The 20,864-nt window shown below is 66.0% G+C and carries 20 protein-coding genes; 17 read left to right on the plus strand and 3 right to left on the minus strand.

Annotated elements, in window-relative coordinates; all coding sequences use genetic code 11:
* Positions 1–360: 360 nt before the first annotated feature.
* On the minus strand, positions 361–825 hold the full coding sequence (locus AC1RQK_RS34920) for a peroxiredoxin (RefSeq protein WP_150983651.1): 465 nt from the start codon (positions 823–825) through the stop codon (positions 361–363).
* Positions 826–970: 145 nt separating this feature from the next.
* Complete coding sequence (locus AC1RQK_RS34925) at positions 971–1,351, minus strand: Mth938-like domain-containing protein (protein ID WP_150983650.1); 381 nt, start codon at positions 1,349–1,351, stop codon at positions 971–973.
* Positions 1,352–1,669: 318 nt separating this feature from the next.
* Here AC1RQK_RS34925 and AC1RQK_RS34930 point away from each other — a divergent pair, with 318 nt between their 5' ends.
* From AC1RQK_RS34930 to crcB, 7 genes are all read left to right on the plus strand, one after another.
* A complete protein-coding gene (locus tag AC1RQK_RS34930) occupies positions 1,670–2,902 on the plus strand; it encodes a pyridoxal phosphate-dependent aminotransferase (RefSeq protein ID WP_174427399.1) in 1,233 nt (410 codons plus the stop codon).
* 54 nt (positions 2,903–2,956) lie between these two features.
* Positions 2,957–4,267 carry a homoserine dehydrogenase gene (locus AC1RQK_RS34935; RefSeq protein ID WP_006161584.1) on the plus strand — a complete coding sequence of 437 codons (1,311 nt, stop codon included), beginning with the start codon at positions 2,957–2,959 and terminating at the stop codon, positions 4,265–4,267.
* Between the two features lie 8 nt (positions 4,268–4,275).
* Entirely contained in the window at positions 4,276–5,724 is a 1,449-nt protein-coding gene (gene thrC, locus AC1RQK_RS34940; protein WP_253928313.1) for a threonine synthase, read from the plus strand.
* A 217-nt stretch (positions 5,725–5,941) separates the two neighbouring features.
* Entirely contained in the window at positions 5,942–7,183 is a 1,242-nt protein-coding gene (locus AC1RQK_RS34945; RefSeq protein ID WP_492813954.1) for a molybdopterin molybdotransferase MoeA, read from the plus strand.
* 14 nt (positions 7,184–7,197) lie between these two features.
* Positions 7,198–7,455: a molybdopterin converting factor subunit 1 gene (moaD, locus tag AC1RQK_RS34950; RefSeq protein ID WP_043347211.1), complete on the plus strand. Its 258-nt coding sequence runs from the start codon at positions 7,198–7,200 to the stop codon at positions 7,453–7,455.
* Between the two features lies 1 nt (position 7,456).
* Positions 7,457–7,972 carry a molybdopterin synthase catalytic subunit MoaE gene (moaE, locus tag AC1RQK_RS34955; protein WP_416048910.1) on the plus strand — a complete coding sequence of 172 codons (516 nt, stop codon included), beginning with the start codon at positions 7,457–7,459 and terminating at the stop codon, positions 7,970–7,972.
* A complete protein-coding gene (gene crcB / locus AC1RQK_RS34960; RefSeq protein WP_174427404.1) occupies positions 7,972–8,352 on the plus strand; it encodes a fluoride efflux transporter CrcB in 381 nt (126 codons plus the stop codon). The genes moaE and crcB overlap by 1 nt, the downstream gene beginning before the upstream one ends.
* Here the strand turns inward: crcB and AC1RQK_RS34965 are convergent.
* On the minus strand, positions 8,334–9,257 hold the full coding sequence (locus tag AC1RQK_RS34965) for an alpha/beta fold hydrolase (protein WP_492813957.1): 924 nt from the start codon (positions 9,255–9,257) through the stop codon (positions 8,334–8,336). The genes crcB and AC1RQK_RS34965 overlap by 19 nt on opposite strands.
* Positions 9,258–9,486: 229 nt before the next feature.
* On the opposite strand from AC1RQK_RS34965, the gene AC1RQK_RS34970 reads away from it, so the two are divergent.
* The 10 genes from AC1RQK_RS34970 (at position 9,487) to AC1RQK_RS35015 (ending at position 20,825) form a co-directional block, all read left to right on the plus strand.
* Positions 9,487–10,092 carry a TetR/AcrR family transcriptional regulator gene (locus AC1RQK_RS34970; protein ID WP_006161576.1) on the plus strand — a complete coding sequence of 202 codons (606 nt, stop codon included), beginning with the start codon at positions 9,487–9,489 and terminating at the stop codon, positions 10,090–10,092.
* Positions 10,089–10,868, plus strand: coding sequence for an enoyl-CoA hydratase/isomerase family protein (locus tag AC1RQK_RS34975; protein WP_492813959.1), 780 nt, complete (start codon positions 10,089–10,091; stop codon positions 10,866–10,868). The genes AC1RQK_RS34970 and AC1RQK_RS34975 overlap by 4 nt, the downstream gene beginning before the upstream one ends.
* A gap of 148 nt (positions 10,869–11,016) precedes the next feature.
* Positions 11,017–12,201, plus strand: coding sequence for a substrate-binding domain-containing protein (locus AC1RQK_RS34980; protein ID WP_492376404.1), 1,185 nt, complete (start codon positions 11,017–11,019; stop codon positions 12,199–12,201).
* Positions 12,201–13,046: an ABC transporter ATP-binding protein gene (locus AC1RQK_RS34985; protein ID WP_492376403.1), complete on the plus strand. Its 846-nt coding sequence runs from the start codon at positions 12,201–12,203 to the stop codon at positions 13,044–13,046. Before AC1RQK_RS34980 ends, AC1RQK_RS34985 begins: the two co-directional genes overlap by 1 nt.
* Positions 13,039–13,803, plus strand: a complete 765-nt coding sequence (locus tag AC1RQK_RS34990) for an ABC transporter ATP-binding protein (protein ID WP_492813961.1) — start codon at positions 13,039–13,041, stop codon at positions 13,801–13,803. The genes AC1RQK_RS34985 and AC1RQK_RS34990 overlap by 8 nt, the downstream gene beginning before the upstream one ends.
* A 71-nt stretch (positions 13,804–13,874) precedes the next feature.
* Positions 13,875–14,906, plus strand: coding sequence for a branched-chain amino acid ABC transporter permease (locus tag AC1RQK_RS34995; RefSeq protein WP_174427409.1), 1,032 nt, complete (start codon positions 13,875–13,877; stop codon positions 14,904–14,906).
* A 16-nt stretch (positions 14,907–14,922) separates the two neighbouring features.
* A complete protein-coding gene (locus AC1RQK_RS35000) occupies positions 14,923–15,999 on the plus strand; it encodes a branched-chain amino acid ABC transporter permease (RefSeq protein WP_492813963.1) in 1,077 nt (358 codons plus the stop codon).
* A gap of 62 nt (positions 16,000–16,061) precedes the next feature.
* Entirely contained in the window at positions 16,062–17,609 is a 1,548-nt protein-coding gene (locus AC1RQK_RS35005) for an acyl-CoA synthetase (protein ID WP_492813965.1), read from the plus strand.
* A gap of 121 nt (positions 17,610–17,730) precedes the next feature.
* Positions 17,731–19,896: a D-(-)-3-hydroxybutyrate oligomer hydrolase gene (locus AC1RQK_RS35010; protein ID WP_492813967.1), complete on the plus strand. Its 2,166-nt coding sequence runs from the start codon at positions 17,731–17,733 to the stop codon at positions 19,894–19,896.
* The gene (locus AC1RQK_RS35015; protein WP_492376399.1) at positions 19,896–20,825 is read left to right on the plus strand and encodes a MaoC/PaaZ C-terminal domain-containing protein; all 930 of its coding nucleotides are present in this window, start codon (positions 19,896–19,898) and stop codon (positions 20,823–20,825) included. The genes AC1RQK_RS35010 and AC1RQK_RS35015 overlap by 1 nt, the downstream gene beginning before the upstream one ends.
* Positions 20,826–20,864: the final 39 nt, after the last annotated feature.

Here is a 20,864-nt window from a genome sequence, read left to right on the forward strand (position 1 = left end):
CTTTCAGGGGGAGAAGACGGCTGGAAAACGGCGCAGGACACCGGCGCGGCCGCATGGCGCCGCGTACTTGGGGATCGTGTCCTGTGCGTACAAAACACACAAACAAAAAAGCCGCCAACCTGGGTAGCAGGTTTGGCGGCTTTTTTTCGGACCGGAGACACGGCAGGTCCGCTACCGGCCTGTGGCAGGGTGCGCCTGGGCCGGGACGATGAAGCAGCGTGGCATCCGGATCTTGAACTCATTAAAGGTCAATGTATCCGAAGGTTTTCTCTTTTGCAATCGCTTGCCGAGAGGACTTTTGAAGGTGTTGCTGCGCCGCATTAAAGCGCCGGGCCGAATCGCCGTGGATCAAGCCCCGGATCAGAGTCCGCGCACGATTTCCAGCACCTCGTCGACGTGGTTGGGCACCTTGATGCCGCGCAGCGCATGGCGCAGGATGCCCTTGCCGTCGATGATGAAGGTGCTGCGCTCGATGCCGCGCACTTCCTTGCCATACATTTTCTTCATCTTGATGACATCGAACAGATGGCACACGGCTTCATCGCCATCGGAGATCAACTCGAAGGGCAGTTCCAGCTTGGCCTTGAAGTTCTCGTGTGACTTCAGGCTGTCGCGCGAGATGCCGAAGACCACCGTGCCTGCCTTGACGAAGTCGTCATGCTGGTCGCGGAAGTTCATGGCTTCGGTGGTGCAGCCCGGGGTGTTGTCCTTGGGATAGAAATACAGGACGACGGTTTTGCCACGCTGGGCGGCAAGGCTGAACGTGCCGCCGGTGGCGGGCGCGCTGAAATCGGGTACGGGCTGGCTGAGACTGGCTGTTGTCATTCTTATGGCTCCTGGGAGGGACAGGAAGGGGGTGGCTGCGTGAGTGCGGTCACCATGGTGGCGGCAGATGGGGGCAGGGCGGCTAACTTCAAGCGTGGCGTGTGCCTAACTTGCGAGAACCGGCCTCCCGGGCCGCCGGGCGGGCTCAGGCAGGTTCCTCCAGCAGCAGGATGGCCGCCACTTTGCGGCCTTCAGCCATCAGGATGTTGTATGTGCGGCAGGCGGCCTGCAGATCCATGGCGTCCACCCCGACATGCAGGCGCGCCAGTGAGGCGGTCAGCCGGGGATGCGGGAAGCGCAGGCGGCTGCCGGTGCCCAGCAGCACCACCTCGGGCGAGTGCGCCAGCAGGCCCTCGAAGTGCGCGGGTTCCAGGTCTTCGAAGCGTTGCACCGGCCAGGGCCGGATCTCGCCTTCGGGCATGACCAGCACGGATTGGGTGTGGCGCACCATATTGATTTCGATATAGCCCGGGCCGTACGACGTTACCGTATTGAGGGCATTGGGCTGGTCAGCGTGGAGTTTCAAGGGCGAACCTTATCTGGCGCTGCCCTTCGCGGCGCGCGCGGCGACTCGGCCGGGGCAGCGCAGGGCGGGTTGAGAGCATTTTGAGGCAGGCGGGCCGGGCGGCTTTGCCGCGGCCCCGTGGTACCGGCGGCGTACGCTGCAATGCAAGAATCCCTGCCGAAGTCTGTCATAATCCGATAAATTATAGCTTTTGCCTCCCTGCCTGCCACGTTTTGCGTTGCAACGCAGCGCACAGGCTACCCGGGCCGCTCCATTTCCACCCAGATTCCCTAGATAGCCGCCGCTACCCGGCGGCGCTTGCCTCCTGCCAACATCGCCGTGAAACCGATCCAGAAATCCAACAAGCTCAACAATGTTTGCTATGACATCCGCGGCCCGGTGCTGGAGAAGGCCAAGCAGATGGAAGAGGAAGGCCACAAGATCATCAAGCTGAACATCGGCAACCTGGCCGTCTTCGGCTTCGATGCGCCGGAAGAGATCCAGCAGGACATGATGCGCAACCTGCCCAATTCGGCTGGCTACTCGGACTCCAAGGGCATCTTCGCCGCGCGCAAGGCGATCATGCACTACACGCAGCAGAAGAATATCGAGGGTGTGGGGCTGGACGACATCTACGTTGGCAACGGTGCCTCCGAGTTGATCGTGATGTCCATGAATGCGCTGCTCAACAGCGGCGACGAAGTGCTGGTCCCGGCGCCGGACTATCCGTTGTGGACTGCGGCGGTGAGCCTGTCGGGCGGCACCCCGGTGCACTATGTGTGCGACGAGGCCAATGAGTGGATGCCCGACCTGGACGATATCCGCGCCAAGATCACGCCGAATACCAAGGCCATCGTCGTCATCAACCCGAACAACCCCACCGGTGCGTTGTATTCGGACGAGTTGCTCAAGTCTATCGTGGCGATCGCGCGCGAACACGGCCTGATCATCTTTGCTGACGAGATCTACGACAAAGTGCTGTACGACGGCCATAGCCACACGTCCATCGCCGCGTTGTCGACCGATGTGCTGACCGTGACCTTCAACGGCCTGTCCAAGAACTACCGCTCGTGCGGCTACCGCGCCGGCTGGATGGTGGTGTCGGGCGACAAGCGGCCCGCGCTGGACTATATCGAGGGGCTGAACATGCTGTCCTCGATGCGCCTGTGCGCCAACGTGCCGGCCCAGTGGGCCATCCAGACCGCGCTGGGCGGCTACCAGAGCATCAACGACCTGGTGGGCGAAGGCGGGCGCCTGCGCCGCCAGCGCGATCTTGCCCATGAGCTGATCACGCAGATCCCGGGTGTCACCTGCGTCAAGCCCAAGGCCGCGCTGTACCTGTTCCCCAAGCTCGATCTATCGATGTACCCGATCCAGGACGACCAGGAGTTCATTTATGAGCTGCTGCAGGAGTCCAAGGTGCTGCTGGTGCAGGGCACTGGCTTCAACTGGGGCAAGCCCGACCATTTCCGTATCGTGTTCCTGCCCCACGAGGAAGACCTGCGCGAGGCCATCAGCCGCGTCGGGCGCTTCCTCGAGACCTACCGCAAACGCCACGGCCGCGCGGCCTGAACCGGCACGCTTGCGGCGCAATCCATTTTTCAGCAACTCAGAGTCAGATCGTCCATGAATCCCATCAAAGTAGGCCTGCTTGGCATCGGTACCGTCGGTAGCGGCACGTTCAATGTGCTGCAACGTAACCAGGAAGAAATCCGCCGCCGCGCCGGGCGCGGCATCGAGATTGCCATGGTGGCCGACCTCAACACCGAGCGCGCCCGCGAGCTGACCGGTGGGCAGGTCGAGGTGGTGGCCGACGCCAACGAGGTCGTCACCCGCCCCGAGATCGACATCGTGATCGAGCTGATCGGCGGCTATGGCATCGCCCGCGAGCTGGTGCTCAAGGCCATCGAGAACGGCAAGCACGTGGTCACCGCCAACAAGGCGCTGCTGGCCGTGCATGGCAACGAGATCTTCGAAGCCGCGCGCAAGAAGGGTGTGATCGTCGCCTTCGAAGCCGCGGTAGCCGGCGGCATCCCCATCATCAAGGCGCTGCGCGAAGGCCTCACCGCCAACCGCATCGAGTGGATCGCCGGCATCATCAACGGCACCACCAACTTCATCTTGTCGGAAATGCGCGACAAGGGCCTGGACTTCGACACCGTGCTCAAGCAAGCGCAAGCGCTGGGCTATGCCGAGGCCGATCCCACCTTCGACATCGAAGGCATCGACGCCGCGCACAAGATCACGTTGATGAGCTCGATCGCCTTCGGCATGCCGGTGCAGTTCGACAAGGCCTACGTGGAAGGCATCACCAAGCTGTCGGCCGTGGATATCCGCTACGCGGAAGAGCTGGGCTACCGCATCAAGCTGCTGGGCCTGACGCGCCGTCGCGAAAACGGCATCGAGCTGCGCGTGCACCCGACGCTGGTGCCGGCCAAGCGCCTGATCGCCAACGTGGAAGGCGCCATGAACGCCGTGCTGGTGCAAGGTGATGCCGTGGGCGCCACGCTGTACTACGGCAAGGGCGCTGGCGCCGAGCCGACCGCTTCGGCCGTGATCGCCGACCTGGTCGACGTGACCCGCCTGCACACTGCCGACCCCGAGCACCGCGTGCCGCACCTGGCTTTCCAGCCGGACGAACTGTCCAGCGTGCCGGTGCTGCCGATCGAGGAAGTCACCAGCTCGTACTACCTGCGCATGCGCGTGGCGGACGAGACCGGCGTGCTGGCCGACATCACCCGCATCCTGGCTGACGCCGGCATCTCCATCGATGCCATGCTGCAGAAGGAGTCGCGTGAAGGCGAGCCGCAGACCGACATCATCATGCTCTCGCACCTCACCCTCGAGAAGCAGGTCAACGCCGCCATCGCCAAGATCGAGGCGCTGCCGACCGTGCTGTCGGCCGTCACGCGCCTGCGCATGGAAGAACTGAACTGAACGCACCGATGAAATACCAGTCGACGCGCGGCCATGAGATGCCGCAAACCTTCTCCGAGATCCTGCTGGGCGGCCTGGCGCCGGACGGTGGCCTGTACCTGCCCCGGGAGTACCCGCAGGTCACGGCCGACGAGCTGGAAGCCTGGCGCAAGCTGTCGTACGCCGATCTCGCCTTTGAAGTCCTGTCCCGCTTCTGCGACGACATCCCGGCCGAGGACCTGCGCGCCCTGACGCGCAAGACCTACACCGCCGAGGTGTACTGCAACGCCCGCCCCGGCGACAACACCGCCGACATCACCCCGCTGCGCACGCTGGGCGAAGAGGGCGGCACGCAGCTGCAGCTGCTGGGCCTGTCCAATGGCCCCACGCTGGCCTTCAAGGACATGGCCATGCAACTGCTCGGCAACCTGTTCGAGTACGCGCTCGCGCGTGCCGGACAGGAGCTGAACATCCTGGGTGCTACCTCCGGCGATACCGGCAGCGCTGCGGAATACGCCATGCGCGGCAAGCGCGGCATCCGTGTCTTCATGCTAAGCCCGCACCGCAAGATGAGCGCGTTCCAGACCGCGCAGATGTTCAGCCTGCAGGACCCGAACATCTTCAACCTGGCGGTGGAAGGGGTGTTCGACGACTGCCAGGACATTGTCAAGGCGGTCTCCAACGACCTCGGCTACAAGGCTCGCCAGAAGATCGGCACGGTCAACTCGATCAACTGGGCACGCGTGGTGGCCCAGGTGGTGTACTACTTCAAGGGCTGGTTGCTGGCTACCGACGGCCCGGGCCAGAAGGTCTCGTTCTGCGTGCCGTCGGGCAATTTCGGCAACGTCTGCGCCGGCCATATCGCGCGCATGATGGGCCTGCCGATCGACAAGCTGGTGGTTGCCACCAACGAGAACGACGTGCTCGACGAGTTCTTCCGCACCGGTACTTACCGCGTGCGCAAGTCGGCCGAGACGTATCACACCTCCAGTCCGAGCATGGACATCTCGAAGGCGTCGAACTTCGAGCGTTTTGTCTTCGACCTGCTGGGCCGCGATGGCGACAAGCTGGCCAAGATGTTCCGCGAAGACGTCGACACCAAGGGTGGCTTCGACCTGTCCGGCACACCGGAATTCGAGCGCATCCGCGCCTTCGGCTTTGTCTCGGGCCGCAGCACGCACGAAGATCGCCTCGCCACCATCCGCGACCTGTCCGAGCGCTACGGCATCACCATCGACACCCACACCGCCGATGGCATCAAGGTCGCGCGCGAGCATCTCACGCCCGGTGTGCCGATGCTGGTGCTGGAGACCGCGCTGCCGGCCAAGTTCGCCGACACCATCCGCGAGGCGCTTGGCCATGAGCCGGAGCGTCCGGCAGCCTTTGAAGGCATCGAAAACCTGCCGCAGCGCTTCGAGGTGATGCCGGCGGATGCCGACCGCATCAAGGCCTACATCGCCGGCCACACCGGCCTGTAAGCCCCGGGCGCTGCCGGCGGTGTTCCTGCCGGCAGCGCGCCAACTCGCTACAATCAGACTTGCCGAGCAGAAATCGCACGGCCCTCGCATTGCTCCGGATGTATCGGGGGCGGTACGCGGGCCGTTTCCCATGGGCGCTGAATGGCCATGGGTTTGCGGTCTGACACTGCCTACGCTGCTTACGCTGACTACGCTGTCTCACTTACCCGTTTTCCTCATGACCGAAGCCGCCGCGCCCGCCCGCCCCCCCATGTTGACCATGGCCCAGGCCCTCGAAGCCTTGCTGGCCGGCGCCCGCCCGCTTGCCGAGGCAGAGCACATCGCCACGCTCGACGCCAATGGCCGCGTGCTGGCCGCGCCGGTGTCGAGCACGCTGGACGTGCCGCCGGCTGACAACACCTCGATGGATGGCTACGCGGTGCGCAGCGCCGACCTGGCGGCGCCAGGCTCGCGCCTGCGCGTGGCCCAGCGCATCCCCGCCGGCCATGTCGGCACGGCACTGGCGGCTGGCACGGCGGCGCGCATCTTTACCGGTGGGCTGATTCCGCCGGGGGCCGACGCGGTGGTCATGCAGGAGCAGTGCGTGGCGCAGGGTGAGGATGTGATCGTCAATCACACGCCGCAGCCGGGCGAGTGGATCCGCCGGGCCGGCGAGGACATCCGCGCCGGCAGCGTGATCCTGCCGGCCGGCACGCGCCTGACGCCGCAGGCGCTGGGCCTGGCGGCCTCGGTGGGGCAGGCGTCGCTGGACGTGGTGCGGCGCGTCAAGGTGGCCGTGTTCTTTACCGGCGACGAACTCGCCATGCCGGGCGAGCCGCTCAAGCCGGGCGCCATCTACAACTCCAACCGATTCACGCTGCGCGGGCTGCTGGAAAACCTCGGCTGCGAGGTCAGCGATTTCGGCATCGTGCCTGACACCCTGGCCGCGACGCGCGACACCTTGCGCCGGGCGGCCGAGGGGCATGACCTGATCATCACCTCGGGCGGCGTCTCGGTGGGCGAGGAAGACCATATCAAGCCGGCGGTCGAGGCCGAAGGCCGGCTCAACCTGTGGCAGATCGCTATCAAGCCGGGCAAGCCGCTGGCTTTCGGCGAGGTGGCGCGCACTGGGCAGGCGCCGGTATTTTTCCTGGGGCTGCCGGGCAATCCGGTCTCGAGCTTCGTCACCTTCCTGCTGTTTGTGCGGCCTTTCATCCTGCGGCTGCAAGGCGTGCAGGACGTGATGCCGCGCCGGCTGCCGCTACGTGCCGATTTCGACCTGCCCAAGGGCGACCGCCGCAACGAGTTCCTGCGCGTGCGCCTCAACCAGGCCGGCGGGCTCGACTTGTTCCCCAACCAGAGCTCGGGTGTGCTCACTTCCACGGTGTGGGGCGAGGGCCTGGTCGACAACCCGCCCAATCAGCCGATCGCGCGGGGCGATACCGTGCAGTACATCGGTTTCGACGGCCTGCTGGCATAAGGAGCGAGACCGCCATGAACATCGAACTCCGTTTTTTTGCCAGCGTGCGCGAGCAGCTGGGCCTGGGGCAGGAGCGTGTCGCGGTGCCGGCCGAGGTGGCTACCGTGGCGGACCTGCGCCATTGGCTTGGAGCCCGCGGCGGCGCGTGGGCCGAGGTGTTGGCCGAGGGCCGTGCCTTGCGCATGGCCGTGGACCACGAGGTGGCCAGTGCGGACAGCGTGTTGGCCGAGGGCTGCGAAGTGGCGTTTTTTCCGCCCGTGACCGGAGGCTGAAATGAGCGTCAGAGTACAGCGCGAGGATTTCGACCTGGGCGCCGAGGTGACGGCACTGCGCCGCGAGCAGCCAGGCGTGGGCGCGGTGGCCAGTTTTGTTGGCACGGTGCGCGACATGAACGACGGCAGCGCGGTCAGCGCGATGGAGCTGGAGCATTATCCCGGCATGACCGAAAAGGCGCTGGCCCGGATCGAAGCGGTGGCGCGGGAGCGCTGGGCGCTGCTTGGCGTCACCATTGTGCATCGCGTTGGCCCCTTGCTGCCGCTGGACCAGATCGTGCTGGTGGCGGTAGCCTCCGCTCATCGCGGCAATGCCTTTGCCGCCTGCGAATTCATCATGGATTACCTCAAGTCCGAGGCGCCGTTCTGGAAGAAGGAGCAGACGCCGGAGGGTGCGCGCTGGGTCGACGCACGCGTGACCGACGCGTCCGCGCTGGCGCGCTGGGGCATTCGCTCGCTCAATGCCAGCGGCGAAGGCGAGGCGGAGCCGGCGGAACCCTTGGGTCTCAAGCGCTGATGGGCGCGCTCGGTTTTGTGGCGGTCGGGGTCGGGGCCGCGGTGGGAGCTTGGCTGCGCTGGGCGTTCTCCGTGCTGTGGAATGCCGCCAACCCGGCATTGCCCTATGGAACGCTGGCGGCCAACCTGGTCGGCGGCTACCTGATCGGGCTGGCAGTGGGATTCTTCGGTGCGCATGTGGAGTTGTCACCCGAATGGCGCTTGCTGGCGGTGACCGGCTTCCTGGGCGGCCTGACCACGTTTTCCACGTTCTCCAGCGAGGTCGTGGGCAACCTGATGGCGGGCGATTATGGCTGGGCGGCGGTGCACCTGCTGGCGCACCTTGGCGGCTCGCTGCTGCTGACCGTACTGGGCCTGTGGACCTACCGGCTGCTGGCCTGAGCGCCCGTAGAAGCCAATGAGCCTGAGGACTCCAATGAATCCAATGACTCTAATGAATCCAGCCACCCAAGCATCTCCACCAGTGCGGCGTTGAAGGCGGCTGGCCGTTCCATGTGCGGGGCATGGCCGGTGCCGTCGATGGTGGCGAGCCGGGCAGCCGGCTGCAGTGCCAGCGTGGCCTGTCCCACTGCCGGCGCGTAGAGGCGGCTGCGCTCCCCAACCAGATGGAACAAAGGCAGGCGAGCCTGGCGCAACGCCGGGCGGTAGTCCTGGCGGGCCATGTCTTCCCACAGCGCGGCAAGCGCATCCGGCGCGCACTGGCGCATGATGCCGGTGATCCGGTCCGTCTCGTGCGCATCGGGTTTGCTGCCGGCAGCCCATAAGCCGGCGCGCACTGAATCGATCAGGCGCGGCCAGTCCCGGCGCACGTCCGCGGCCATGTGGGCCGCCTGCGCGGTGTCGTAGTTCGGATGCAGGCCATGCGGCCAGTCCGCCGCGCTGGCCAGCCGCGGTGTCATGTCGATGGCGCCGATTGCCGCCAGGGGCAGGACGGGGTCCCCGCGCATCAATTCCCAGGCCACCATGGCGCCCATCGACCACCCAATCACCACCACGTCCCGCAATCCCAGGTACCCGATCAACCCGGCAGCATCGGCGGCAAGCTGCGCAAGGCTGGTTTGTCCGGCGTGCGACAGTGCAGCAGACAAGCCATGCCCGGCATGGTCCGGGGCGATCACACGATAGCCATCACGCGCCAGCGCGCGCTGGCCGCCGAACGCCTCGCCGGATAGCGACCAGCCGTGCAGCAACAGCAGTGCCCGGCCATCGCCGGCCTCCCGCCAGCCGGGCCGCGAACCGGAAGCAGGGTGGCTATCGAAGGCGGGGGAGGGCTCGGCGTTAGTCATCGCGTGCGAAGCATCCAATGGCGAACTTGCAGTCTGGGCATCTGGCCCGGCCACGTGCGTGGCCAAAGCTCCGGGTAAGCCATGTATTGACATACGGATCGCTAACTTTATATCATGAAACATGAATCAGTTATCATGTTTTGAGAGTCGCCGGAGGAGGCAGTTTTCGCGGTGCAATACCGCTGACTGACTGCCGTTTTCCGGTCTGACGAGCCACTGCGGAGCCCCGATGTCCCTTACCGAATCCGGCGTAAGCCAGCCCAAGACCGCGCGCGGCCAGAAGACCCGCGAAGCGCTGCTGCGCGCCGCCGAGAAAGTGTTCGGCGAGAAGGGCTACTACGTGGCTTCGATCTCCGAGATCACGCAGGAGGCAGAGGTGGCCATGGGCACCTTTTATCTCTATTTCAAGGACAAGGAAGACATCTTCCGCGCGCTGGTGCAGCACATGCTGGAACTGGTGCGGGCCCACCTGCGCAAGCACGTGGGGCCGGCGCAGACACAGATCGAGGCCGAGCGGCTCGGGCTCAAGGCTTTCCTGTCCTTTGTGTCGCGCCACAAGAATCTGTACCGCATCGTGCTCGATTCCTACTCGGTTGACGAGACCATCTACAGCAGTTACTTCCAGGTGTTCGCCGACGTCTACAGCCGGCGCCTGGGCAAGGCCGAGGAGCAGGGCGAGATCTCGCCGGGCGACGCTGAAGTGCGGGCGTGGTGCCTGATCGGCATCAGCAATTTCCTAGGCATGCGTTATGCACTGTGGAAACGGCCGGCGTCGATGGACAAGGTGGTCGATACGGCCTTCGACATGATTTCGCACGGGCTGGCGGCGCGATGAGCGCGTTGGTGCTGGTCGAACGTGTTGGCGGCACGGCCGTGCTTCGGCTCAATCGCGCCGAGCGGCACAACAGCCTGGTGCCGGAACTGCTCGAAGCGCTGCTGGCCGCGCTGGAGCGCATGGAGGCGGACCCGGAGGTGCGCGCCGTGGTGCTGAGCCATGCGGGGCGCTCTTTTTCCACGGGCGGCGATGTCGGTGCTTTTGCCGCCTTTGTGCCGCAAAGCGCGGAGTTGGCGCAGTATGCGCAGCGCCTGCTCGGCCTGCTCAACGCAGCTATCCTGCGCCTGGCGGCGCTGCGCCGCCCGGTGATCGCGGCGGTGGAGGGCTGGCTGACGGGGGGCTCACTGGGATTGGTGCTGGCCTGCGACATGACGGTGCTGGGCGAGGGCACGCGCATTGCGCCTTACTACACCGTGGTGGGATTCAGCCCGGACGGTGGCTGGACGGCGATGCTGCCGCAACTGATCGGCGTCGCGCGCGCGCGGGCGATCCAGCTTGAGAACACCACGCTGACGGCCAGCCAGGCCGTGGCACTGGGCCTGGCGACGCATCTCGCGCCGGCCCGCGAGGCCGAGGCGATGGCGTTGTCCCTGGCGGCCGGCCTGAAGGACAAGGTACCGGGCAGCGTGGCGCATACGCGCGCGCTGCTGCGCTGGGATGCCGATGCGCTGGCCGCTGGGTTGGAGCGCGAGCGCGTGGCGTTCGTGGCGCAGGTGACGAGCGCCGAGGCTGCGGCAGGCATGCGCCGCTTCCTTGGCGATGGCTGCACAGGCTAAGGCAGCAAACGGAAAGGCAGGACGGCAGGAAAGAGCACAGACACGAGCACAGACACGAGCGCAGGAACGAGCACAGGAAAGCGAAGCAGCAACAAGCAGGCAGGATCTGCACTTGCAACGACAAGCGACACCCTCAGAGGAGACAAGAATGCAATTCAAGCACCAAGCCGCTGGCGCGATCGCACTGGCCAGCCTGCTGGCCGCCGGCGGCGCCCTTGCCAAGGACATCCGCATCGCCCACGTCTACGACAAGACCGGGGCGCTCGAGGCCTACGCCAAGCAGACCCAGACCGGGCTGATGATGGGGCTGGATTACGCCACCAACGGCACCATGATGGTCAATGGCAACAAGCTGGTGGTGATGGAGAAGGACACCCAGGGCAAGCCCGACGTGGCCAAGGCCCAGCTTGCCGCGGCGTATAGCGACGATCGGGCGGATATCGCCGTGGGGCCGACGTCCTCCGGCACGGCGCTGGCGATGCTGCCGGTGGCCGAGGAGTACAAGAAGATCCTGCTGGTCGAGCCCGCCGTGGCGGATTCCATCACCGGCGAGAAGTGGAACCGCTACATCTTCCGCACTGGCCGCAATTCGTCGCAGGATGCCATCTCCAACGCCGTGGCGCTGGACAAGCCCGGCGTGCAGATCGCCACCCTGGCGCAGGACTACGCCTTTGGCCGTGACGGCGTGAAGGCCTTCAAGGGCGCGCTCAAGAACGCCAAGATCGTGCACGAGGAATACCTGCCGACCAACACGACGGACTTTACCGCCGGGGCGCAGCGCTTGTTTGATTCGCTCAAGGACAAGCCGGGCCGCAAGATCATCTTCATCATCTGGGCGGGCGCCGGCAACCCGTTCAAGATTGCCGATCTCGATCCCAAGCGCTACGGCATCGAAATCGCCACCGGCGGCAATATCCTGCCCGCCATGAGCAACTACAAGAACTTCCCCGGCATGGAAGGCGCGACGTATTACTACTTCGGCATTCCCAAGAACAAGGCCAACGAGTGGCTGGTGTCCAACCACTACACCAAGTTCAAGTCGCCCCCCGATTTCTTCACCGCCGGCGGCATGACGGCTGGCATCGCGCTGGTCGAGGCGCTCAAGAAGACCAATGGCGACACCAACACCGAGAAGCTGATCGGCGCGATGGAGGGCATGTCGTTCGAGACGCCCAAGGGCAAGATGACCTTCCGCAAGGAAGACCACCAGGCGCTGCAGTCGATGTACCACTTCAAGATCAAGGTCGATCCCGCGTTCGCCTGGGGGGTGCCCGAGCTGGTCCGCGAGATCAAGCCGGAAGAAATGAACGTGCCGATCCGCAACAAGCGGTGATGACAGTGGGCGCCGCTTCCATCGATACAACGGCAGCGCTCTCGCGGGCGGTGGCGGGGCCGCCCGCGCTCGAGACGCGAGATCTCACCATCCGCTTTGGCGGCCACGTGGCGGTCAACGCGGTGTCCTGCGCGTTTCATCCCGGCGAGCTGACCTGCATCGTCGGCCCCAACGGGGCCGGCAAGACCACGTACTTCAACTTGATCTCGGGCCAGTTGCCGCCCAGCGCCGGGCAGATCCTGCTCGACGGCGAGGACGTGACGCGCCTGCCGGTGCCGCACAAGGCGCTGCGCGGCATTGGCCGCGCCTTCCAGCTGACCAGCCTGTTTCCCAATCTGTCGGTGTTCGAGAACGTGCGCCTGGCAGTGCAGTCGCGCCGGCGCATCGGGCTGGATCTGTGGAGCGTGTGGAGCGCAAACCGCGCGGTCCGCGAGCAGGCCGAGGACTGTCTCGAACGGGTGGCCCTGGCCGACAAGCGCCACCTGCCGGTGGCCTCTTTGCCGCACGGCGACCAGCGCAAGCTGGAGGTGGGCATCCTGCTGGCGCTGCAGCCGCGCATCTTCATGTTCGACGAGCCGACCGCCGGCATGAGCGTGGACGAGGTGCCGGTGATCCTCGGCCTGATCCAGGAGATCAAGCGCGACAAGAGCAAGACGGTGCTGCTGGTGGAGCACAAGATGGATGTGGTGCGCTCGCTGGCCGACCGCATCATCGTGCTGCATAACGGCAACCTGATGGCCGATGGTGATCCGGCCGAGGTGATCGCCTCGCCGATCGTGCAGCAGGCGTACCTGGGCATCGCTGCCGGCGACGAGAGCGCGCAGCAGGAGGGCAGTCATGGCTGAAGCACCGGCAGCACCCGCATTATCCCCAGCATCCGCAGCACCCATCCTGAGCCTGGATGGCGTGCAGACGCACATCGGGCCATATCACATCCTGCACGGCGTGAGCTTTGCCGTGCCGCGCGGCGGCGTGACCATGCTGCTGGGGCGCAACGGCGCGGGCAAGACCACCACGCTGCGCACCATCATGAACCTGTGGCAGACGAGCGAAGGGCGGATCGTGTTCGACGGGGCCGACATCACGCGCCGCGGCACGCCCGCCATCGCGCAGGCCGGCATCGCCTATGTGCCGGAGAACATGAGCGTGTTCTCCGAGCTGACGGTGGCCGAGAACATGCGGCTGGCCGCGCGCAGCGGCGCGATCGACGGGCAGCGGCTTGACTGGGTGTTCCGCATGTTCCCCGCGCTGAAGATCTTCTGGCACCAGCGCGCCGGCGTGCTGTCCGGCGGGCAGAAGCAGATGCTGTCGGTGGCGCGCGCCATCATCGAGCCGCGCAAGCTGCTGATCGTGGACGAGCCGACCAAGGGCCTGGCGCCGGCCATCATCCAGAACATGATCACGGTGTTCCGCGAGCTCAAGCAGACGGACGTATCGATCCTGCTGGTGGAGCAGAACTTCCACATGGCCAAGTCGGTGGGGGATACCGTTGCCGTGATGGATGACGGACGCGTGGTGCATACGGGAACGATGGCAGCGCTGGCGGGGGACGAAAGCCTGCAGCAGCGGCTGCTCGGTTTGTCGCTGGCGGCGCACCAGTAGCGCGCATCAGCGCGCATCGATGGCGGCCAGCAAGACAAGACACATAACAAGATATCGTCAGGACCGAGACAATGGCGAGTACAAGCTCCTTACCCACCACCCCGGCGACACCGGCCGATCTGCCCAAGGTCCGGCTCGACTGGACCCCGCTGGCGCTGGCGCCGCTGCTGATGCTGCTGGCCTATCCCTTGATCGGCAGCGGTTCGACCTGGCTGACGCTGACCATCGCCGGCCTTGCCATGGGCATGATCGTGTTCGTGGTGTCGTCGGGCCTGACGCTGGTGTTTGGGCTGATGGACGTGCTCAACTTCGGGCACGGCGCGTTTATCGCGTTGGGAGCCTATGTGGCGGCATCCGTGCTGCTGCCGCTGGGCGCCTGGGTCGAGGCAGACAGCCTGTGGCTCAACCTGGCGGTGTTTGGCCTGGCCATCCTGGCGGCGATGGCGGCGGCGGGCGCCATTGGCTTCCTGTTCGAGCGCATCGTGGTACGCCCGGTCTACGGCCAGCACCTCAAGCAGATCCTGATCACCATGGGCGGCATGATCGTGGCCGAGCAGTTGATCAAGGCGATCTGGGGCGCTGAGACCATCGCGCTGCAGGTGCCCACGACCTTCCGCGGCGCGGTGCTGCTGGGCGACGCGGCCATCGAGAAGTACCGGCTCATCGCCGTGGTGCTCGGGCTGGTGATCTTTATCTCCATGGTGCTGGTGCTCAACCGCACGCGCATCGGTCTGCTGATCCGCGCCGGCGTGGAGAACCGCGAGATGGTGGAGTCGCTCGGCTACCGCATCCGGCTCTTGTTCATCGGCGTGTTCGTGGTAGGGGCGGGGCTGGCCGGCATGGGCGGCGTGCTATGGGGGCTGTACCAGCAGAACATTACCGCGTCCATCGGGGCCCAGGTCAATGTGCTGATCTTTATCGTGATCATCATCGGCGGGCTCGGCTCCACCACCGGCTGCTTTGTCGGCGCCTTGCTGGTGGGCCTGATGGCCAACTACACCGGCTTCCTGTTTCCCAAGGTGGCGCTGTTCTCGAACATCCTGCTGATGGTGATGATCCTGCTGTGGCGTCCGCAGGGCCTTTACCCGGTAGCCAAGCGCTGAGCGCCTAGGAAAAACCATGACCCGACTGCTTTCCGGCGACCTGCCACGAAGCCGCGTGCTGACCGCGATCCTGGTGGCCATGCTGCTGGCGCTGGCGTGCGCACCTTTCCTGTTTCCCGGTGCGCGCGCGCTCAATATGGCGGCCAAGATCTGCATCTTCGTGGTGCTGGTGGCCAGCTACGACCTGTTGCTCGGCTATACCGGCATCGTCTCCTTTGCCCACACCATGTTTTTCGGCATTGGCGGCTATGGCGTGGCGATCGCCATGTCGCGGCTGGAGCCGGGGTGGGGCGCGCTGGCGCTCGGCACGTTGGGCGCGCTGCTGGTGTCGATGCTGCTGGCCTTCCTGATCGGGCTGTTCTCGCTGCGGGTCAGGGCGATCTTCTTTGCCATGATCACGCTGGCGGTGGCCACCGCCTTTGCCACGCTGGTGTCGCAGCTCTCCGAGTGGACCGGCGGCGAGGATGGCATCAGCTTCAAGGTGCCGGAGGTGTTCACGCCGGGCTTTTCGCTGGGCGACGCCGAGTGGCTCGGCGTGCCGCTCAACGGCAAGCTGTTTTCCTATTACTTCGTGTTTGCGAGCGCGCTGGTGTTGTTCCTGTTGCTGCTGCGCGTGGTGAACTCGCCGTTCGGCCGGGTGCTGCAGGCGATTCGCGAGAACGATTTCCGGGCCGAGGCCATCGGCTACCGCACCGTGGTGTACCGTACCGTATCCACCGTGCTGTCGGCCGGGTTCGCCACGCTGGCCGGGGTGCTGATGGCGCTCTGGCTGCGCTACAACGGCCCGGACACCTCGTTGTCCTTCGAGATCATGGTCGACATCCTGCTGATCGTGGTGATCGGTGGCATGGGCACGCTGTACGGCGCACTGATCGGCACCACGCTGTTCCTGGTGGCGCAGACCTACCTGCAGGACGTGATGAAGCTGGCGAGCGATGCCACCGCGGCGATCCCGCTGCTGTCGGGGCTGCTGCATCCGGACCGCTGGCTGCTGTGGCTCGGCCTGTTGTTTATCCTCAGCGTGTATTACTTCCCGCAAGGCATCGTCGGGCGGCTGCGCGGCGATCGCGCCGAGCACGAGGTGGCGTCGTAGATCTGCATGCAATAAAAGGCTAGCAAGATAACAAGAACATCCACAAGCGGAGATCCCAGACCATGTACGTAGTCGACTGGCTGCACAAGAATGCCCTGCATACGCCGGACAAAGTCGCCCTGGTTGACGTGGAGAGCGGCCGCACGGTGACCTACCGGCAGTTCGACGAGCGCGCCAGCCGCTTCGCGGAATACCTGGGCGAGCGCTTGGGGCTGGCGCCCGGGGCCCGCGTGGCCGTACTGGCCCACAACAGCTCGGACTATTTCGAGATGCTCTATGGCTGCGCCAAGGCCGGCATGGTGATGGTCTGCCTGAACTGGCGGCTGGCGGCCGCGGAGCTGCTACCGATCCTGCGCGACTGCTCGCCCGACGTGCTGGTGGCCGGTGATGGCTTTCTTGCCACCGCCGCCGCGCTTGCCGACACCTTGCCGCTGCGCGCGGTTTTGCACCTGGCTGACGACGAGAGCGCGGACGTGCCGGGCGGCTGGACCGAGTACGAAGCGATGCTGGCGGGTAGTTCCGGGCGTGTCATCGAGATGCCGTGCCGCGATGAGCACGAGGTCTGGCACCTGCTTTACACCTCGGGCACCACGGGACGGCCCAAGGGCGTGATCCAGACCTACGGCATGGTGTTTTTCAACGCCGTCAACGCCATGCTGGCCAACAAGATCACGCGCGACGACGTGTTCCTGAACGTGCTGCCGTTCTTCCATACCGGCGGGCTGAACCTGTACGCCAATCCCGTGCTGCATGCCGGCGGCACCGTGCACATCATGCGGCAGTTCGACGCCGAGGTGACGCTGCGCAAGCTCGATGCCAGCGCCGGGGAGGGCATCACCATGTTCTTCGCCGTGCCCGCGGTCTACCTGTTCCTGAGCCAGCATGCCGGCTTCGCGGCGGCGGATTTTTCCCGCGTGCGCAATATGTCCGCGGGCGGCTCCGCGGTGCCGCGGCCGCTGCTCGAGGCCTACCTGGCCAAGGGCGTGACGATCTGCTTCGGCTTTGGCATGACCGAGACCGGGCCAACCGTGTTCGTGTGCGACGAAGCCACGGCGCGCCGCAAGATCGGCACCATCGGCAAGCCGGTCGGCTCCATGCTGACGCGGGTGGTGGATCCACAGGGCCGCGACGTGGCGCCGGGCGAACGTGGCGAGCTGCTGATCAAGGGGCCGGGCGTCACGCCCGGCTACTGGAACCTGCCGGAGGCCACCGAGGCCGCCATCCGTGGCGGCTGGCTGTATTCGGGCGATATCGCTTACATGGATGAGGAGGGCGACTACTACATCGTCGACCGCGCCAAGGACATGTTTATCTCCGGCGGTGAGAACGTCTACCCGGCCGAAGTGGAGAATGTGCTGTTTCAGCTTGCTGCCGTATCCGAGGCCGCCGTCATCGGCGTGCCCGATGCGCGCTGGGGCGAGGTCGGCATGGCGCTGGTGGTAGCAAAGCCCGGCATGGCGCTCGATGCCGAAGGCGTGCTCGCGCATTGCCGCGCCGCGCTGGCAAGCTACAAGGTGCCGCGCCACGTGCGGATGATCGAGGCGCTGCCGCGCACGCCGTCGGGCAAGGTGGAAAAGCACAAGCTGCGCGCGCGCTTCCAGTCGCAGTGAGGGCGGCGCGCCGTGTGAAGTCATGCAGTGGCTGTCTCGTGAAATTCTCGTTTCTGTCGTTTCTGTATTGCGTTCCGATCGATCCAGCATGCCGGGCCGGCATGCAATAAGGGGGCACAACATGTTGCGCGGACTTGCAGGGCATAGCGATTTGACCAGATACGGCGTGTGCCTGGCGCTGGCAGGGGCGGCGGGCTTGTTGCTGGCGGCGTGCGGCTCGGGCGATAACAACACCAGCAGCGGCAATACCAATCCCAATACCAAGCCGGCCAATATCGGCACGGTCACGATCAAGACCTACGACGGCAACACGGACGACCTGCTCACTGCTGGCCTCGGCAAGGACGGCCTGGGCTCCGCCACCGCGCCGTTGCCGCTGAATCCGGCCGCGCCCACCGCGGCCGAGCTGCGCCGCTACGCCATCTACACCAACTACCGCGCGCTGGTGGATACCACGGCGGGCGGTGGCTATGGCTCGCTGTACGGCCCCAATGTGGACGCGCAAGGCAACATCACGACGGGGCAGGGCAAGGTCGCCGGGCGCGAGTACCTGGCCTTCTCCGACGATGGCAGCGGCCAGCAGAACGTAACCATGCTGGTGCAGATTCCCGACAGCTTCAATCTGGCCAAGCCGTGCCTGATCACCGCCACGTCGTCCGGCTCGCGCGGCGTCTATGGCGCGATCTCCACCGGTGAGTGGGCACTCAAGCGCGGCTGCGCCGTCGCCTACACGGACAAAGGCACCGGTGCCGCGCCGCACGACCTGGACACCGATACCGTTGCGCTGATCGACGGCACCCGCGCCAGCCGCGCCGCGGCCGGCGCCAACGCGCAGTTTGCCGCGCCGTTTCCCAACACCAGCCTGGCCGCGTTCAATGCGCTGGCGCCGCACCGGCTGGCGTTCAAGCACGCGCACTCGCAGCGCAACCCCGAGAAGGACTGGGGCACGTTCACGCTGCAGGCCGCCAGTTTCGCCATCTGGGCCATCAACGACCGCTTTGGCAACGTGACCACCGATGGCACGCGCCAGCGCAGCCTGGGCCCGGACAAGGTCGTGGTGATCGCGTCCAGCGTGTCCAACGGCGGCGGCGCGGCGATTGCCGCGGCGGAGCAGGACACCCAGGGCCTGATCGACGGCGTGGCGGTGGGCGAGCCGAACCTCAACCTGCCCAGCAACACGGGCGTCACCGTCACCCGTGGCGGCGTGCCGGTCAGCCTGTCCGGGCGCCCGCTGTATGACTACACCACCACGGCCAACCTGCTGCAGCTCTGCACCTCGCAGGCGAGCGCGCTGGTGAATGCGCCGGGTGTGGCGCTGTACGCGCTGCCCACCGTCGGGCTGGCGCAGCCGGCGCTCAACCGCTGCCAGTCGCTGGCCAACGCGGGCCTGGTGACCGGGCCGGATGCCGCCAGCCAGTCCGTCAGCGCGTTGCAGGCGCTGCACGCCTTTGGCTGGGAAGCCGAGTCCGATGCGCTCCATCCGTCGCTGGCCCTGTTTGAGGTGGCCAATGCAGTCTCGGTGACCTTTGCCAACGCGCTCGCGCGGGCCGGCGTGGCGGATCGCTTGTGCGGCTTCAGCTTTGCCGCGACCGGCACGGCAGTCCTGACGCCGGCGGCGATTGCGCCAGCTACGCTCAATGTGCTGTACGCGACAGGCAATGGCGTGCCGCCGGCGGCCGGCGTGCAGCTGATCAACGACAACAATCCCGGCGGCCCGCTGCGCGATATCTATTCCCAGTCGCCGAGCAACAATGTGGCCGATGCCAACCTCGACGGCGCCCGCTGCCTGCGCGGCCTGCTCACCGGCACCGGCGCGCAGGCCCAGGCGCTGCAGGCGGGCCTGGCCCAGACGCTGCGCTCGGGCAACCTGCACGGCAAGCCGGCCATCATCGTGCATGGCCGCAGCGATGCGCTGCTGCCGGTCAACCATACGTCGCGGCCTTATCTCGGCTACAACCGGCTCCAGGAGGGCAGCGCCAGCAAGCTGTCCTATATGGAAGTCACCAATGGCCAGCATTTCGACAGTTTCATCGGCGCGGTAGCGGGCTACGACAACCGCTTCATCCCGCTCCACGTCTACCTGAACCGGGCGCTCGACGCGGTCTACGACAACCTCGCCAACGGCCGCGCGCTGCCACCCTCGCAGGTGGTGCGCACGGTCGCGCGCGGTGGCACCGCGTCGCCGGCACCCGCCATCTTGCCCACCAACCTGCCGCCGTTTGCCGCAACGCCCGCCGATGCGGACCGGATCACGGTCAACGGCAGCACCGTAGAGGTACCCAACTGATGAAGGCATCCCGCCCACGCGTTCTGACGCAAGAAGATTTCGACCGCTTCGCCTCGCTCTCGCGCGATGACAACCCCATCCACTGCGATCCGGCGTTCGCCCGCACGACGCATTTTGGCGCCACGGTCGCGCATGGCATGTTCCTCTTCTCGCTGCTTTGCGCGCAGATGCAGCGCAGCAACCCCCGGCCGGTGCTGCCCATCGCGCAAACGCTGATGTTCCCGCGTCCCACCTTTGTCGGCGACGGCGTGGCCGCCGTGCTGGTGTTGAACGAAACGCCCGGGCGCGACCGGATCGCGCTGGACACGTCGGTGCGCTGCGTGCAGCGTGGCCGCAACCGCACGCCCGTCACGGATGAGCAGATAACGGCACATGGCGACGCGGTGCTGCTGGTCGACGCCAGCGCGGAATCGCTGGCCGAGGCCCAGCGCCAGGATGCCGACGAAGTTGCGCAATCCGCCGGGCAGCTTGTGGGGCAGCCAGCTGGCGACCGTGCGCTCTATCACCTGAGCGTGGGCCAGGAGGCTTCGGCGGTACGCAGCTTCAGCGCGGGCGATATCGATGAATACGTGGCGTTGACCGACGATGGCAATGCCTTTTATACCGACCCGGTGTTCGCCCACAGCCGTGGCTTCGAGGGCACCATCGTGCCGCTGCCATTGCTGGCCGGCATGTTCTCGGATCTGCTGGGCACGCGCTTGCCGGGCCGCGGCACTGGCTGGATGAAGCAGTCGCTGCGGCTGCGCTCGCCCGCGCGGCTGGGCGAGCTGCTGAGCGCATCGGTGCGCATCGTGCGCCTGCGCGGCGACAAGGACCTGGTCAACCTGGCCACGGTGGTCACCGGCGACGATGGCCGCGTGGTGCTGGCCGGGGAGGCGCTGGTGCTGGTGCGCAACCTGGAGGACAAGCGGTCGCTGGCGGCCGCCTGAAGCCGCGTGGGTGGCCAAGGTGCAACGTATTTCCTGCGC

It is taken from the genome of Cupriavidus sp. GW822-FHT02D05, assembly GCF_058802485.1.

What these genes read in the sequence shown, in the direction of transcription:
- AC1RQK_RS34920 (WP_150983651.1), bottom strand. Translation starts at nt 825, where the DNA reads ATGACAACAGCCAGTCTCAGCCAGCCCGTACCCGATTTCAGCGCGCCC.
- AC1RQK_RS34935 (WP_006161584.1), top strand. Translation starts at nt 2,957, where the DNA reads ATGAATCCCATCAAAGTAGGCCTGCTTGGCATCGGTACCGTCGGTAGC.
- thrC (WP_253928313.1), top strand. Translation starts at nt 4,276, where the DNA reads ATGAAATACCAGTCGACGCGCGGCCATGAGATGCCGCAAACCTTCTCC.
- AC1RQK_RS34945 (WP_492813954.1), top strand. Translation starts at nt 5,942, where the DNA reads ATGACCGAAGCCGCCGCGCCCGCCCGCCCCCCCATGTTGACCATGGCC.
- moaD (WP_043347211.1), top strand. Translation starts at nt 7,198, where the DNA reads ATGAACATCGAACTCCGTTTTTTTGCCAGCGTGCGCGAGCAGCTGGGC.
- moaE (WP_416048910.1), top strand. Translation starts at nt 7,457, where the DNA reads ATGAGCGTCAGAGTACAGCGCGAGGATTTCGACCTGGGCGCCGAGGTG.
- crcB (WP_174427404.1), top strand. Translation starts at nt 7,972, where the DNA reads ATGGGCGCGCTCGGTTTTGTGGCGGTCGGGGTCGGGGCCGCGGTGGGA.
- AC1RQK_RS34965 (WP_492813957.1), bottom strand. Translation starts at nt 9,257, where the DNA reads ATGACTAACGCCGAGCCCTCCCCCGCCTTCGATAGCCACCCTGCTTCC.
- AC1RQK_RS34970 (WP_006161576.1), top strand. Translation starts at nt 9,487, where the DNA reads ATGTCCCTTACCGAATCCGGCGTAAGCCAGCCCAAGACCGCGCGCGGC.
- AC1RQK_RS34975 (WP_492813959.1), top strand. Translation starts at nt 10,089, where the DNA reads ATGAGCGCGTTGGTGCTGGTCGAACGTGTTGGCGGCACGGCCGTGCTT.
- AC1RQK_RS34980 (WP_492376404.1), top strand. Translation starts at nt 11,017, where the DNA reads ATGCAATTCAAGCACCAAGCCGCTGGCGCGATCGCACTGGCCAGCCTG.
- AC1RQK_RS34985 (WP_492376403.1), top strand. Translation starts at nt 12,201, where the DNA reads ATGACAGTGGGCGCCGCTTCCATCGATACAACGGCAGCGCTCTCGCGG.
- AC1RQK_RS34990 (WP_492813961.1), top strand. Translation starts at nt 13,039, where the DNA reads ATGGCTGAAGCACCGGCAGCACCCGCATTATCCCCAGCATCCGCAGCA.
- AC1RQK_RS34995 (WP_174427409.1), top strand. Translation starts at nt 13,875, where the DNA reads ATGGCGAGTACAAGCTCCTTACCCACCACCCCGGCGACACCGGCCGAT.
- AC1RQK_RS35000 (WP_492813963.1), top strand. Translation starts at nt 14,923, where the DNA reads ATGACCCGACTGCTTTCCGGCGACCTGCCACGAAGCCGCGTGCTGACC.
- AC1RQK_RS35005 (WP_492813965.1), top strand. Translation starts at nt 16,062, where the DNA reads ATGTACGTAGTCGACTGGCTGCACAAGAATGCCCTGCATACGCCGGAC.
- AC1RQK_RS35010 (WP_492813967.1), top strand. Translation starts at nt 17,731, where the DNA reads ATGTTGCGCGGACTTGCAGGGCATAGCGATTTGACCAGATACGGCGTG.
- AC1RQK_RS35015 (WP_492376399.1), top strand. Translation starts at nt 19,896, where the DNA reads ATGAAGGCATCCCGCCCACGCGTTCTGACGCAAGAAGATTTCGACCGC.